Annotated in this window: 13 protein-coding genes and 1 pseudogene; 4 read left to right on the top strand and 10 right to left on the bottom strand. The window is 34.7% G+C overall.

Translation table 11 applies throughout. The annotated features are described in order from the left end of the window. Positions 1–1,005 carry a glycosyltransferase family 2 protein gene (locus ACLCDV_RS22850; RefSeq protein ID WP_411972303.1) on the bottom strand — a complete coding sequence of 335 codons (1,005 nt, stop codon included), beginning with the start codon at positions 1,003–1,005 and terminating at the stop codon, positions 1–3. A 306-nt stretch (positions 1,006–1,311) separates the two neighbouring features. Between ACLCDV_RS22850 and ACLCDV_RS22845 the strand changes: the two genes are divergently transcribed. Continuing rightward, positions 1,312–2,319, top strand: coding sequence for a hypothetical protein (locus ACLCDV_RS22845; RefSeq protein WP_411972302.1), 1,008 nt, complete (start codon positions 1,312–1,314; stop codon positions 2,317–2,319). Here the strand turns inward: ACLCDV_RS22845 and ACLCDV_RS22840 are convergent. The 5 genes from ACLCDV_RS22840 to ACLCDV_RS22820 form a co-directional block, all read right to left on the bottom strand. After that, positions 2,316–3,119, bottom strand: coding sequence for a hypothetical protein (locus ACLCDV_RS22840; protein WP_411972301.1), 804 nt, complete (start codon positions 3,117–3,119; stop codon positions 2,316–2,318). The genes ACLCDV_RS22845 and ACLCDV_RS22840 overlap by 4 nt on opposite strands. A gap of 101 nt (positions 3,120–3,220) precedes the next feature. After that, complete coding sequence (locus tag ACLCDV_RS22835) at positions 3,221–4,279, bottom strand: glycosyltransferase family 4 protein (RefSeq protein ID WP_411972300.1); 1,059 nt, start codon at positions 4,277–4,279, stop codon at positions 3,221–3,223. Further along, positions 4,279–5,235 carry a hypothetical protein gene (locus ACLCDV_RS22830; RefSeq protein ID WP_411972299.1) on the bottom strand — a complete coding sequence of 319 codons (957 nt, stop codon included), beginning with the start codon at positions 5,233–5,235 and terminating at the stop codon, positions 4,279–4,281. The genes ACLCDV_RS22835 and ACLCDV_RS22830 overlap by 1 nt, the downstream gene beginning before the upstream one ends. After that, positions 5,204–6,220, bottom strand: a complete 1,017-nt coding sequence (locus tag ACLCDV_RS22825) for a hypothetical protein (protein ID WP_411972298.1) — start codon at positions 6,218–6,220, stop codon at positions 5,204–5,206. Before ACLCDV_RS22825 ends, ACLCDV_RS22830 begins: the two co-directional genes overlap by 32 nt. Further along, positions 6,217–6,972: a glycosyltransferase family 2 protein gene (locus tag ACLCDV_RS22820; RefSeq protein WP_411972297.1), complete on the bottom strand. Its 756-nt coding sequence runs from the start codon at positions 6,970–6,972 to the stop codon at positions 6,217–6,219. Before ACLCDV_RS22820 ends, ACLCDV_RS22825 begins: the two co-directional genes overlap by 4 nt. 356 nt (positions 6,973–7,328) lie before the next feature. On the opposite strand from ACLCDV_RS22820, the gene ACLCDV_RS22815 reads away from it, so the two are divergent. Further along, positions 7,329–7,994, top strand: coding sequence for a glycosyltransferase family 32 protein (locus ACLCDV_RS22815; RefSeq protein ID WP_317669497.1), 666 nt, complete (start codon positions 7,329–7,331; stop codon positions 7,992–7,994). A 30-nt stretch (positions 7,995–8,024) separates the two neighbouring features. Continuing rightward, positions 8,025–8,984 (top strand): glycosyl transferase family 90, encoded by a 960-nt coding sequence (locus ACLCDV_RS22810; RefSeq protein WP_411972296.1) that lies wholly within the window; start codon positions 8,025–8,027, stop codon positions 8,982–8,984. Here ACLCDV_RS22810 and ACLCDV_RS22805 read toward each other — a convergent pair. The 3 genes from ACLCDV_RS22805 to ACLCDV_RS22795 are packed head-to-tail and all read right to left on the bottom strand — an operon-like array spanning position 8,979 to position 11,719. Beyond that, on the bottom strand, positions 8,979–10,088 hold the full coding sequence (locus tag ACLCDV_RS22805; protein ID WP_411972295.1) for a glycosyltransferase family 4 protein: 1,110 nt from the start codon (positions 10,086–10,088) through the stop codon (positions 8,979–8,981). The two genes, ACLCDV_RS22810 and ACLCDV_RS22805, sit on opposite strands and share 6 nt — an antisense overlap. Continuing rightward, positions 10,085–11,110: a glycosyltransferase family 9 protein gene (locus ACLCDV_RS22800; protein ID WP_411972294.1), complete on the bottom strand. Its 1,026-nt coding sequence runs from the start codon at positions 11,108–11,110 to the stop codon at positions 10,085–10,087. The genes ACLCDV_RS22805 and ACLCDV_RS22800 overlap by 4 nt, the downstream gene beginning before the upstream one ends. 3 nt (positions 11,111–11,113) lie before the next feature. Beyond that, entirely contained in the window at positions 11,114–11,719 is a 606-nt protein-coding gene (locus ACLCDV_RS22795) for a DUF4254 domain-containing protein (protein WP_411972293.1), read from the bottom strand. Between the two features lie 227 nt (positions 11,720–11,946). Between ACLCDV_RS22795 and ACLCDV_RS22790 the strand changes: the two genes are divergently transcribed. Continuing rightward, complete coding sequence (locus ACLCDV_RS22790; RefSeq protein ID WP_411972292.1) at positions 11,947–13,359, top strand: MAC/perforin domain-containing protein; 1,413 nt, start codon at positions 11,947–11,949, stop codon at positions 13,357–13,359. A 277-nt stretch (positions 13,360–13,636) separates the two neighbouring features. Here ACLCDV_RS22790 and ACLCDV_RS22785 read toward each other — a convergent pair. Continuing rightward, positions 13,637–13,735 (bottom strand): annotated as a pseudogene (locus ACLCDV_RS22785) (transposase); the annotation flags it as partial. Positions 13,736–13,950 lie beyond the last annotated feature (215 nt).

Below are 13,950 nucleotides of genomic sequence, written 5' to 3'. Positions count from 1 at the left end.
TTAACTCAGTAGATTCTTGACAGATTTTTTTAATGCCCTTCTAAATTGTTTTGCTGTAATATATTTCCATCCAAAAAAGGGCTTAGAGAAGAAATAGAATAAAGCTTTTTTTCCACAATTATTCATGATTACCTCATACCATTTTTGGAAAATAAATTGATATGTTTTAAAAGATAATGATTGATTAGTTGGATTAATGCGATTTAATAATTGTATATAAAATCTTTTATATTCATCAATGCTAATGCCGGACCAGTCAAATGGAGGTGTTATCATTTTTTGATGCTTTATATCTGAGGGCAAATTGAGGCTAGAAAGAATATTTTCTTTTATCGGTAAAATTTGATTTTCAAGTTCTACTGCATATTTTTTTGAAATGCCTGAAGTATGATCACGATATAAAAGTAGGCACTTATCTAGATTTGCTACGGGGTACTTTGTTGAAATTCTCAAAAATAAATCGTAGTCTTCCGCAAGAGGGATTCGGTAGCCATTGAATTCTCTAAATATATCCATCCTTATCATAACGGATGAGTGTGTGAAGTTATTGCCAAAAAACAATAGATGCCGAAGTAAGTCAGGGTCTGTCTCTACCTTAAATTTTTGCCCTGTAGGTATCCCTTGTGGATCTATTACATCTGCATGCCCGCCAATTAATGCGAGTTCGGGTCTCTTAATAAATTCGTCTATTAGTAATTGCAAACGGTCTGGGATCGCAATATCGTCACTGTCCATTATCGCGATAAAATCTCCTGTTGCCTCCTGCAAAGCTCTGTTCCTCGTGATTACGACGCCCTGATTAATTTGATTCTGCAATAATTTGATCCTGCTATCATCAAATTTCATAATCTCATTAACGGTATTATCCGAAGAACAATCATCTACTATTAGAAGTTCGAAATTGCTATAAGTTTGATTCAGGATACTTTGAATTGCCTGTGCAATATATCTTTCGGTATTATATGCGGCCATTAAGACCGTTACTAAAGGCTGATTTGAACTCATTATGGTATTTGATACATTTAATCAATGCCATATTCAAACCTTAGCTTATGGCAAAATGATCTAATATTTTCTCGTCTTGTAAAAATATGCAAAATATATATGAGAAGATCATTTTAATGATTCTATTATCAAGTAATCGGCGAAATTTAACTTGAGACCGGGAACAATATATATTGAAAAAAAACGCTATTATCGGGGAGTTTGAATGCTTATTTTTATCTTTATGGTGTCGATTGTAAATTCACAAAGGGGCATGAACGAAGTATTATTGGGTATTATATTTGGAAATTATTATTTGTATATTTTATGAAGAAAAGAATTTTGCTGCTTGTTCCAAATGATTATAAACTCTATTTGTTAATAGAACGAAATTTATTAGAAATTGGTTTTGAAGTAACTGTTGTCCTTCATGATTCTATAAAATTTCGTTATAAAAATATATTTCAAAGAGTCCTTAATACGGTAAAAAAACTTATAGATGGGAATAATAAATATAAGCGAAAACTGGCCGACGAGTATACAGCCGAACAGCTTTTAATGAAAATTGACTCTTTTGATCTATTTGATTACTGTTTGGTTCTAAGAGCTGATTTTTTTCATGAAAAGGTACTATTAGCGGCTAAAAGCAAATCGAACCATATGGTGTCCTACCATTATGATGGGTTAAGACGGAATCCAGCGATTTTTAAACTGATTCCCCTATTTGATAAGTTTTACGTATTCGATGAACATGATATTATCTCAAACAACGGGCTGCAGACTTATCTTTCTCATAATTTCTACTTTGACTTTGCTCAAGAAATAGATTCAATACATTATGATGCCTATTTTTTAGGCTTTTATAATAAGAGTCGTGAACTTTCTTTGTTAAGCTTGTTTGATATTTTAACTAAAATATATCAAACAGTAAAATTTCAGATTGTTTTTCCGTCCAATCAGTTAGAGCATGCAAATCTTTACAGGGAGAGAGGGATAGAGTGCTTAAACGAAATTATTCCATTCGAGGATTATTTGAGGCATATAGAACAGACAAAAGTAATAGTGGATTTTTTAATTGGTGATCATAACGGATTATCCTTTCGAATATTTGAAGGATTGAAATATGAGAAAAAAGTGATTACGACCAATGTGAATATCCTTAAATATGATTTCTATCATCCCAATAACTTCTATGTTTTAGACTCTTCGTCAATGAGCGAGAAAGATATAATTACATTTCTTGGAACTCCATATGTTTCTATTGAACCAGATATTAAAAAGAAATATAGCTTCTCTTCTTGGATTAGTCGAGTATTAGATAATGATTTAGTTTAATAATTGGCTTCCGATGCTACTAAATTCCCATCTTCGTCAAATTTCCAAGAGCTTGAACTAGAAGATGTTCTCATGTATACACGTTGTTCGTCTGTAAGATTTTTAGGATCCAAATACCAGCCCATGTGTTTGCAAGTGAAATTTCCCGAAATTCGAATTCCCTCATAAAATTTTAGCGGTTTAACCTTAAACTTTTTTGGATATTGTGGTTTATACAGTGCAAATGTCGTGTCTATACCTGCTTTATAAATGTTTGAATCTAATTTCTCTATCCAAAATTGTTTTTCCCATTTTAGTACTTTGTCTTTAAATGGATAAAAATCAGGAATTGTTTTTAGATCAAGAGCAAATCCAACCTTTTGTATTTTATCATGATATCTATCCATAGTTTTTACCATTATGTCTAAAAAATTGTCTGGCAATTCTTCGTTTGGAAGAATATCCGCGTCAGTGATACAATAGTATCCATATCCATATTTTTTCTGAAGCTCTTCATTCTCAAAAAATACCATGTGCCCTAAATTTTCAGACATCATTTCTATTTTAACTTTATCTTTAATTTGGTTATAATAGGCAAGAAGGGGTTGGTATGTTGATTTATTATCAATGATTATTATATTTTTAATATTTTTTGCTAGAAGAAAAGAAACTAAATTTTTTAAATTTTCCAGCTGGTTATAATTGATAATTATTATTGGAATGCTTTTAGCATCCTTTCTTTGAGCTTTTACTTTTTTATCGAAATAAATTAAAGAGATGTACTGTAAAAAATGATATATACGTTTTAATTGTTTTTTCATTAGTCAACTTCCTTTGGTAAATGCCAAATTTATTAAAAATAGTGTTCTTAAATATTATAAAGTGAATGCTTTTCTCCTTTTCTATAGAATTTTAATGTAAATTAAAATGAAGAATTATATCTTTTTAAGGTACATTGCCAAGCATTGACAACATCGTCGATTTCATGCGCTATGCTATAATTTTTTAAAATATAATCGGAAGCAAGCTGTCCTTGGGCTATGATAAGATCAGCATTGTTAGCGAATAGATTTATTATATAAATAATTTTGTCTACATATCCAACTATGTCTCCCTCTTCAACAGCATATGAAAACTCTGGTTTAAAATATTCTGCGCCTCCTCTGCCTTTATATCCCACAACAATACAGCCACAGGCCATTGCTTCGGCTGGTGGTAAACCAAATCCTTCCCGATGATTGAAACTTAAAAAAATTGCACTTTCACGCATGATCTGCGCGACTTCTTTTTCTGTTTTATCTTCAATAGCGACTAGATTCCAAGAGTTGTCTAGTCCCTTGAGTCGAAGTACATTGATAATTTGCGCTATGTCGTGAGAAAGTTTTCTGGGCATGAAGCATATTTGTTTTTTCTTCTCTTTGGAGTAAAAAAAAAGCTTATCATTTATACCCAATCTTAGCTTATGGATTGAAATTTCTGGAAAGACATATTTCAGGTAACTTTGAGAGTCTTCAGAGACTGTGAGTACTGCTAGAGTGTTATCGTCAGTATATGTGTTTTTCTGCAATTCAAAGCTAGTTGAATTGTCAAATGTGTAATAGCAGTTTTGATTAAATATTACCCGCGGTAAATTCGGTGTTATTTTATGCGCGTTTAGGCCATAAAATTCTGGAAAGACCAATATGGAATTACTTTCTAATTTTTTGCTTACCAACTTTAGAAGAAATAACGTTATTCTTCTGAGGATATTGATGGTTTTTGACTTGGCAATGTATTTTATTTGCTTAAAGATATATGGATTATAGGAAATTGGAGGATCATTATCTAACCATTTCTCTTTATTCCCATGCCATTTATGTAGGATTCTAGCATTAATTCCAGCACTATTTAATATTTCTACTTGCCTATACATCTGTTTAACCCCACCAGTAGCATATTTATTTGTCGGACAGATAAAATAAATGATAAAATCTTTTTCCATTATGATGTAACGTTTTCCACCCAATTTTCTAAAGAGTATCTTTTTGTTATTTGTAAATCTGGATTAAGATACTCATCTTTTAGAAAATCCTCAGGGATCTCAATGTCATTAATATCTTGAAGATATAGGATATTTGTCGTATTGTAAAATTCCAGGGATTTTACATTCTCGGCTGTTGTAATTAGCTTCTTTTTTAGTCCTAGAGCTTCAAAGGGGCGAAAAGAAAGTCCCTTTTGATGTGGATGTGAAAGGTCTAATATGATCTTGCTGTCGAAATAATATTCGCAGGAGTTTTTAAAAGGAATAATTTGCTCAATTATTTCCATATTTTCCGGAAGTTTTTCTTTGATTTGATCTTTTTTATAGGCAAAAATTCGTGCTTTTGCCTTTATCCCATTGTTGTTGAAATATCGAAATAATTTAATAGCATCATTAATTCTATTGTCGTATGTTATCAATAGGGCTACGTCAAATTTTATCTCCCAATTTTGAGCTTCCTTAAAGTAAAAATTAGTGATAGGGGTAAATCCATATTTATAACAGTCAGCAGGGTCGAAGCTTAGAACGGCATCAAATTTCGAAAGAAATTCATTTGACTGTGGAATTTTCTCGATGCTGTCCCAAAGAATCGCCTTGCTTTTTTTTGATCTACTTACGGCAGTCTCCAAAGCATGTTTCGTCAACAGATCAGGCCTATTTATGAGGAGCAAATCATATTGTTCGTATTTTTCAATGGATTTTTGAAGATAGAATTCGGATTTCACCTTTTTAAGATTAAGTCCTCTAAATTTCTTGAGAAAAAAATTATATACCCTTTCACTAATGTTTTTATATTTATAGGGTTTCGTTGAATCGATTTCAATTACTTCGTACTCACTAAAGGATCGTAATCCATTATAGACAACTTCATTAAACCCGTAATAATTAGGAGCTATAAAGAGTAATTTTTTTTTCATTTAAGGTTTGTTCAAGACCAAATACTTTGTTGAGCCAATTATCTAGCGTGTATTTTCTAAATAATTCGGTGGGAATTCTTTTATAAGGTGTATCAAAAAAAGATTCGTTTAGGTGCTCTAGATCGTTAGCTATATATAGTATATTTTGAGGATCGTAAAAATCATAGCTCAGAATACTTGGGTTGTCAGTAATGAGTTTTTTCTCAAAAGCCATCGCTTCAAAAACACGAAAACTTAACCCTTCTTGGCCATCTCGCATAAGATCCAAAATTACTTTGTTTTTCTTATACTCGTCTAATACTTCATCTATATATATCGGGGTTTTTCTTAGTTGAATATACTTGCTAAATAGCTTGCTGGAAGATAATTGTTTTAGTTTCTCTTTCCATACTTGTTTTCCAACCACAATAATCTTACTCCGTATTTTCAATGCCGACAGACGAACCGTGAGCTTGCGAAGGAGCTTAATACGCCGTTTATCATAGGAAGTAATATAGAATAAGTCGTTTTCAATTTCTTCGGCCTGAATGGGTTGTTCTGAAAGATAATTGTAGTTTGTTATCTTTTCAAAACCATATTTTTTTACATCCTTATCTTCAAAAGAATAGATCTTATCAAACAACTCCAACTTTTCTTCCACTGGAAAACGCTCGAGGTTATCATACAGATAGGAAATTAAATATTGTGTATAAGATTTGATCTGTTTGATAGTCTTGTAATCTAAGGTATGTGGATTAAGCACCAGTATCTGATCTTGGGGACCTAGTTTTTTCAGTGTGTTTATTACGTACTCCTGACGTTTTACATGTTTGATGTTTTTATTCAGAAAAATTTTGCTGATTGCATTAGAAGCCCGCTCACCGAAGTTTTTGTATTTATAGGCACCCATATTGATATGTGATGCATCAATACCCTTCTCTTGCAATTTCTTTACAATGTGGTGATCGTAATTCCAGTAATCAAAGCTTATAATGCAAATCTTCATTTTTTTTCTTCTCTTTTCAATGACTTAAAAGTTTCATGTACACTGAGACTCTGTAAGTAGCAAAGTTGGTATCCTCGTCGCCCATCTAATATTCCTAGTTTCAAAAAGTATGCCTTAAAAAATTTAAAGGACACTTTCGCCAGGTGACTTAAGAGCGAATACCGCTTATTTTTAGCGTATAGTTCTTTCCCTTTAAGCTGACCATAATGGACCATTTTCTCTTTGTAACTCGCGTAGTCTGCAAAGGAATAATGCCATATCTTGTTTTTTAAGCTACCAATCGTGCCATTAACCAGTAATGTCTCGTGCACCTTTTTTTTGGTGTCGTATGTTGCTTTACTTTTTTTGAACAATCGGAAATTCTTATCATTTTGTGTTCCCGAAAAATTAATCCGTTCACCGCAAAAGAAAAATAAGCGATACATGTAATAAGCGTCTTTCGCTTGAGGATCGTTTATTGTCGATACGATTTCCATCTGGCATGCTGAAGTCAAACGCTCGTCGGCATCCAAAAAAAGCACCCAATCGTTATTCGCATAGGTCAGGGCCAAATTGCGCTGCTTGGTAAAATCCTCAAATTTATGCTGATAAATTTTTACCTTGGGGTGCAGACCGGCCAACTCAATGGTTCGATCTGTACTGAATGAATCCACAAGGATAATCTCATCTGCAAATTCCATACTCTTTAGGACCTCTGTTATATTATCCTCTTCGTTGTATGTGATGATTAAAGCGCTTAATTTTTGACTCAAAGTATACGATATAATTGAAAAATTGGACCATACGCTATTGTAACGTGAAAGCTCACTTATTCGTTACAATTTAATTGAAAAAATGACATTTAATGTTTTCACAATGTAGATCACCATGGTGGACGTTATTGCTTTGTGACAAATATATTACATATTTTTTGTAATAAAATATAAAATAAATGAAATGTTTGTGAAGTACAAGTTTATTCTCGATTAGCAGATATTTGATTCACTAAATAGAAGAAAATACGTGTTTGTAAAGGATATATCGTTATTTTTGTATGTTTTATAGTTTTGAATCTTTTTTTACAATACTGTATAAGCTATTTATTACCGTAATTTAATTTTTAATCCAAGTGGCGATTCCAAAAGTTATTTATCAGACTTTTAAAACCAATAAGATACCCTTGTTGACGAAGTTTTATATTTGGCGATTTCTAAAACGAAATAAGGGCTATAGCAGACGGTTTTTTGATGATGGGCAAATCGATACGCTTATCAGGGAAAATTTTGATCAACGTACTTACGAGGCCTTTGCCCGGTTGCAAATCGGTGCGGCTAAAGCGGATTTTTTTAGGTATGCGGTTTTATATATCCATGGCGGTATCTATTTGGATTTAGATAGCGATATTATTGGCATTTTGGATGAGGTGATTAAACCCGAGGATACTGCTGTTATTACGCATGAGAAAAATAGAAGCCTCTATGCACAATGGGCATTGATCTACGATAAAGGACACCCATTCCTGAAGAAGACGATTGAATTGATCGTACGAAATATCGAGGAAAATAAATATCCACATGATGTCCATCAGATGACAGGGCCAACGGTATATACCGAAGCCATAAATCAAGTTCTAGAAGAAGATCCTCAGGTTGCCTACCGGCGGATAACCGACGATTATCAGGGACTTTTGAAATTCAAGTATAAACTAAGTAAAATTCTGATTTACGGCGATCGCTCACTACATTGGAAAAAAATGCAACTTCGTGTACCTGTGGTCAAACCTAAGGATGATTAGATAACGACAGCTCTATTTCTTATATATGCTATGAAGTTGAATTTCAAGAAGATCTTTTTAAAAAATAAGAATGTTAAATTCTTTTATTATTTGAGTGTATTTGGACGACAGCTGAGACCAAAGTTTCTGTTACGGAAAAAGGCCTCGGTGCTGCTGAACAGAAATCTGGCCCAGCAGTCTGAATGGGTCCGGTTTCGGATAAACTATTATAATAAACTAGTTCCGCAGCAGTCTTTGTCAATCGATGCGATTCCGATCAAAGATTATAAGATGCCCGAGAAGATTCGTGTTTATTATTTTGATAGTAAACAATTTCTTGATTATTTCAATCATCAACTGAAATTTCAGATCCTTCCAGGTGATATTACTGCTATTCCGGATAAACCTGCTTTGGTGAAAAGTAGGCCAATCGCAGGTGACAATGCGAACTCGGTATTGTTGAACCTGGATAAGAGCCGACACTTTAACTTTATTACCGACCATGTTCCTTTTCGGAAGAAGAAAAATAGACTTGTCGGAAGAAGTGAGTTTGCTCAGGCACATCGGGAACTATTTTTTCAGCAATACCATAGTCATCCCTTATGTGATTTAAAAAGAGCGTTTAGATCTTCTGACCCCGATTACCTTTCTATCACTGGACATTTAGCTTATAAATTTATTCTTGCCCTAGAAGGAAATGACGTAGCTACCAACTTAAAATGGATCATGTCGTCAAATTCCATCGCTGTCATGCCGATGCCAACGTATGAAACCTGGTTTATGGAAGGAACCTTACTTCCGGACTATCATTTTATCTGTATTAAAAACGATTATTCGGACCTGGAAGAAAAATTACAGTTCTATATAGATCATCCCGACGAGGCTGAAACAATTGCTAAACAGGCCAATGCCTATGTGAAATTATTTATGGATCGGGCACAAGAAGAGTTCGTTTCTCTTCATGTATTGAAGAAGTATTTTATTTCAACGGGTCAGTCGGTCGATTTATAAGCTGGCATAAATAGAAGCCATCTGTTTGGCAACACGGTCATCATTAAACTTCTGAACAAATTCCAATCCTTTTTCGATCATTTCATCTCGCTTGGAGGGATTACTAAGTAATGATGTTATGGCATGGCGTATCTGCGAAATATCGGTAGGGTCAATATAGCAAGATGCCGGTCCCCCCGCTTCTGGGAAGACGCCCATTTTACTGGTGATCACAGGTGTACCAGAGTAGAGTGCCTCTATAATGGGAATGCCAAAGCCTTCATAAATTGAGGGATAAATGAAAATCGTTGCCGATGCATAAAGAACGGCCAATTCTTCCATTGCTAATCCTTGGAAAAAGAATATTCTGTTTTCCATGTTGTTTTGTTGCATATAGGCCATGATCTCTTGAGAGTAACGGGTTGGTTTACCGACGATAACAAGTGGGATATCAAGGTCTTTTATGGCCTTCACTACTGGTAAAATATTTTTACGCTGTTCAATGGTTCCAACATTTAATAAGAAATCCTGCGGTAATTTTAATTTCTCTCGAAGATTTGCTTTTTGTTCTTCTGTCTTGATAGTTTTGAATGATTCATGACATCCCTGATAAACGACATCAATTTTTTCTTCGGGTATATGAAAGAGGTCGACAATATCGTTTTTAGTACATTGACTGATGGCAACGATACGATCGGAAGTCTCACATGCATGTTTGAATTTCTTTTTATAAATCCAACGGTCAATTGGATGATAAAGTTCAGGGTGTCTCAGAAAAATTAAATCATGAATGGTAACGATAGATTTAATATGTGCCTTTGCTAAACCTAATGGAATTTCACCCGATAGTCCATGGAAAATATCAATTTTATCCTTTTTCAAATCATGAACGATACGTTGGTTGCGCCAGAGATTGGGCCAGGTGCTATTGATAAAGCCTTGTGGCAACCGGATATTTTTTTGAGATGCTGGTTGATTGATATATTGATCACCAGTCTTGGGTGTATATTTGAGATACTCATTTTCGGGAGCATACTTTTCGAGCATACGAATTAAGTCCCGGCTATAATTCCCAAGACCGGTCTTGTTTAAAAAATAGCGTTTTGCATCGAACCCAATCCTCATCTTATTCCGTTTATTTTTTCGATCACCATTTCCGGTGTAATTAAATCAATTGCTTCTATCCCATCACAATCACAGGGCTTGTTGCCATAGACTGAACTTGGTCTATTGGGGTGCTCAACTTGAATGCAGTCTGTTAATTGTTGTCCATATCCCGTGAATCCCGCATAGGGATGCGTTGCTCCCCACAAAGAAAGACATCTTACGCCCATTAACGATGCCATATGAAGCCCCGAAGAGTCCATGCTGATCATTACATCCAGGTTGGAGATCAAATCCAGCTCCTCCCGCAGCGAAAACTTGCCTACCGTATTATAGGTGTTGGGAAATCGCTCTGTCCAGTTTTGGGCAACTTGGAATTCTTGTTCGCCACCGCCAAATAACAAAACGTCATAGCCATTATGCGTGAGTTCGTCTATCACATTTTCCATCTTGGTTTGAGGAAAAATCTTATAACGATGTTGCGCAAATGGAGAAATGCCAATTTTCTTGCGGTCGAAATTTGCAAACATACTAAATGCAGCTTTGGGTACATCTTGCAAATTAGAAGCCAATTTGTTGCTGAGCTCAAATTTGAACCCTAAAGCGCGAAATACATCAGCATAGCGTTCTACGGTCAGTTTCAGTGGAACTTTAATCTTGTTGTTTTCGCGGGTTAAGGCTTTTTTTTCCGCCCTGCCTTTGTCAAGTTGTTTTACTTTTACGCCCAATAAGGAAAATAATAGATCAATTACACGCGAACGCAAATTGAAATGTAAGTCGGCTACAGCATCTGCACCGTATTGTGCTAGCTCTTTCTTTAACCTGACCAAACCAAAAAATCCCTTATGAATTGTTTTGGGTTCAATCGCGTGAAACCGTATATTTTTTATTCCATCAAAAAATGGGGCAAAGAATTGTCTGCTGACCATAATGATTTCCACCTCAGGATATTGAATGTAAAATTCTTTCAATACTGAGGCGACCATGGCAACATCACCCATAGCTGAAAATCGCGTTACTATGATCCGTTGCGGTAAGGACATGTGTTATTTTCCTGATGAATATAAGACAGGGTTCAATGCTGGATCGTTATACATTTTCATCTGTTTGTATACTTTCATGTATTTATCGCCAGATGCAATGGCGGTCATCAACTCGTCAATACTTTGGGACAAATCTTTCCTTTGTTCCAATAAAACGTTCAGTTTTTCCTGGCAGGAAATGATATGTGCTTCGGAAGCATCTGTGCGCAATGTTTCCTGTTCCATGTGGTAGATTTTTAAAGCCAGAATGGAAAGCCTATCAATAGCCCATGCCGGACTTTCAGTATTGATTGTTGCAGTAGAACTCACCTGTATATCTTGAAATTTTTGTAAAAAATAACTATCAATATACTCTACGGTATCTGTGCGGTACTGATTGGATTCATCAATACGTCTTTTCCAGTATAAGCCTTCTTGGGGTTCAATCGAGGGATTACGTACCACATCTTCCATATGCCATTGCACGGTGTCAATCCAGCATTTTAAATAGAGGAGATGATCCAGGGACTGTTTGTCATACGGATTTTGGATTGGATGATCAATCTGGTCGTATACGTGGTAATCCTGGATAGCACGCTGAAAAATTGGAGTTGCTATTGCACTAATCATGGTACAAATATAGTTATTTTAATGTTGAAGATTATTGGGATGTGATCTTTTAAGATTTAGTTTCAAAAGCTTTTAGTCCTATCAGGTTTGGTTAAGTTTTGATGAATTAAATGGCTTTTAATTTAATATTTATTTTACTGCTTTGTTTTTTTGATTTATTTTTTTCCTTTTTTAATTGTATTTGTTGTTATTATTTTTAATTTTGTGCAATAAATTAAATTTAAGTAATGAAAGGTAAGTTTTTAGTGTCATTATTGGGAAGTGCTATCGTTTTCTTTAGTTGTAGTAAGGATAGATTAATTGAGAGTCAATCTACAGGTAGTCTTGAAAAAAAGGCTATAGCAAATTTACAAGCTGGAAAGTTTGGTAATGGTATATTTAATGATCTTGGAAGAGGCTATGATATGACTGGACAGTTTGCAAATGCTGAAGCCGTGGCAAATAGAGTTCTCAATATTGATGCATTAAATGCATCCCAGGCTGGGCGAGTAATAGCAGATTCTATTTACTCTCAGGAATATGAAGAAAATTATGGTGAAAACGCCGAATCATATTCACAATCATTGACATCGAAATTAAATGCAGGATTTTCTTTACCGTTGTTTGGTAAAACTCTGACGAACTCATTTAATTCTTCTGATTCAAGTCAACATGCTTTTAATTCAAAATATATTTATGGAAGTTGCAATGTTGTGGTCAAGCAATTGAGACATAGAATTAATGCTCCTATTAATATCTTATTAACCAGTCTTGATGCTAACTTTCTACAAGATATTAAAACATTGTCTGCAGAATCTATTGTAAAGTCATACGGTACACATGTTTTAGTCGATATTTATGCTGGAGCAGCAATGGATGTTTTATTTCAGTCAGAAACTAAACATGAAAATAGGTTTAATGCTGCCAAATCTGGCGCATCATCAGCAATGAAGGATGTGTTTAATATCAGTATAGCGAATGGTTCAGAAACTTCCTCATCAAATGATAACTATAATAGAACACTAAAATATAAAACAAGAGGTGGGGATCCCTCGAAGGCATTAGTGAACACAATTAATCTAGATATTTCCAAACCACAAGTAAGTTTTGCTTCATGGCAAGCGAGCTCCACAATTTCGAATTCTGTTTTAGTTGACATTGCGCCCAATGGATTAATATCTTTAGATGAGTTTATAGCAGATCCAACAAAGAAAAGTGAAGTTAAGGCTTATATTTCTAAATATCTTTTAGATAGAAAGACAAAACTTTATCATGAGCGTGTCCCTATTTACTCTTATGTCAAAAATGGCGGAGGCATTCATCTTCTGTCGCAATCTGCATATGAGGGCAGTTATTGGAAGAATGAAACAATTGGATTTTATGCTTATGCGAATCCAGTTAATAATAGTATTCCAGTGCGTTGGTATACGACTTCTCCTACAATGAGAGATAATCTTTACACGCTGAATTTTGGTGACGGTTATTGGAATGACTTTAAGGGTGTAGTTTTTTATGCATACAGAAACCAAGAACCAGGTACGGTTCCTATTTATGAATACACCAATAAGGATGGAAAAGACCATTACTATTCTCCGAATATAGAAGGAGATCCTTACTGGAGACGCAGAGGCGTTGCATTCTATGCATATCCAAAAAAATAAACTTTTGATATAAAAGAGACCGTCTCATAAGTAATTTTGAGGCGGTTTTTTTGTCCAGTTAATGCTATGGTATAGTTTTATCAATCGTTTGATTTCGTCATTTCTTGTGTATTAAACCTTTGGGGTTAGGAAAAGTTTAACAAGGCTCTATACCTGCTTTCTGAGCTTACAAGCTATTGATAGTACCCGTTCAGCATGCTGATCCTCTTCATATGGATCAAGGCAACGTCTTTTTTATGTGCCTGTTTATCTGAAAGAGACCGGTTGATCATTGCAATATGAAGTAGATGTTTTTCCGAATCTGTTCTTTAAGCTTCCAACTTGAATAGGCGTTGGTCAGGTAGCCATAAACCAGCAGGTTCAGCAACATCCTGGGGCTTCACTTCATTTATACATACGATTGACCGAAGTATTGTCAATCTCGTCAATAATATTCTTAACAATACGTAAGGAATGATTTTCTTATATCAGTTCTTTCAGGCCCAATTGAATTCCCTATAGTTCGCCAGAATCTAAGGCTTAAAATACTGGCGTACTTCCGATGCCTTGGAAAATGCGTAAAATCTCACAAACCAAAGCGAATATATCCTC

This window comes from Sphingobacterium sp. Lzh-3, from assembly GCF_046764375.1.
GTDB lineage: Bacteria > Bacteroidota > Bacteroidia > Sphingobacteriales > Sphingobacteriaceae > Sphingobacterium.
Note: the sequence above shows the minus strand (reverse complement) of the source record. Positions and strands in the feature narration are given on the sequence as shown.

Bases quoted from the DNA above. Each gene is read 5' to 3' on its own strand.
- ACLCDV_RS22850 (WP_411972303.1), bottom strand. From the start codon at position 1,005: ATGAGTTCAAATCAGCCTTTAGTAACGGTCTTAATGGCCGCATATAAT.
- ACLCDV_RS22845 (WP_411972302.1), top strand. From the start codon at position 1,312: ATGAAGAAAAGAATTTTGCTGCTTGTTCCAAATGATTATAAACTCTAT.
- ACLCDV_RS22840 (WP_411972301.1), bottom strand. From the start codon at position 3,119: ATGAAAAAACAATTAAAACGTATATATCATTTTTTACAGTACATCTCT.
- ACLCDV_RS22835 (WP_411972300.1), bottom strand. From the start codon at position 4,279: ATGGAAAAAGATTTTATCATTTATTTTATCTGTCCGACAAATAAATAT.
- ACLCDV_RS22830 (WP_411972299.1), bottom strand. From the start codon at position 5,235: ATGAAAAAAAAATTACTCTTTATAGCTCCTAATTATTACGGGTTTAAT.
- ACLCDV_RS22825 (WP_411972298.1), bottom strand. From the start codon at position 6,220: ATGAAGATTTGCATTATAAGCTTTGATTACTGGAATTACGATCACCAC.
- ACLCDV_RS22810 (WP_411972296.1), top strand. From the start codon at position 8,025: ATGAAGTTGAATTTCAAGAAGATCTTTTTAAAAAATAAGAATGTTAAA.
- ACLCDV_RS22805 (WP_411972295.1), bottom strand. From the start codon at position 10,088: ATGAGGATTGGGTTCGATGCAAAACGCTATTTTTTAAACAAGACCGGT.
- ACLCDV_RS22800 (WP_411972294.1), bottom strand. From the start codon at position 11,110: ATGTCCTTACCGCAACGGATCATAGTAACGCGATTTTCAGCTATGGGT.
- ACLCDV_RS22795 (WP_411972293.1), bottom strand. From the start codon at position 11,719: ATGATTAGTGCAATAGCAACTCCAATTTTTCAGCGTGCTATCCAGGAT.
- ACLCDV_RS22790 (WP_411972292.1), top strand. From the start codon at position 11,947: ATGAAAGGTAAGTTTTTAGTGTCATTATTGGGAAGTGCTATCGTTTTC.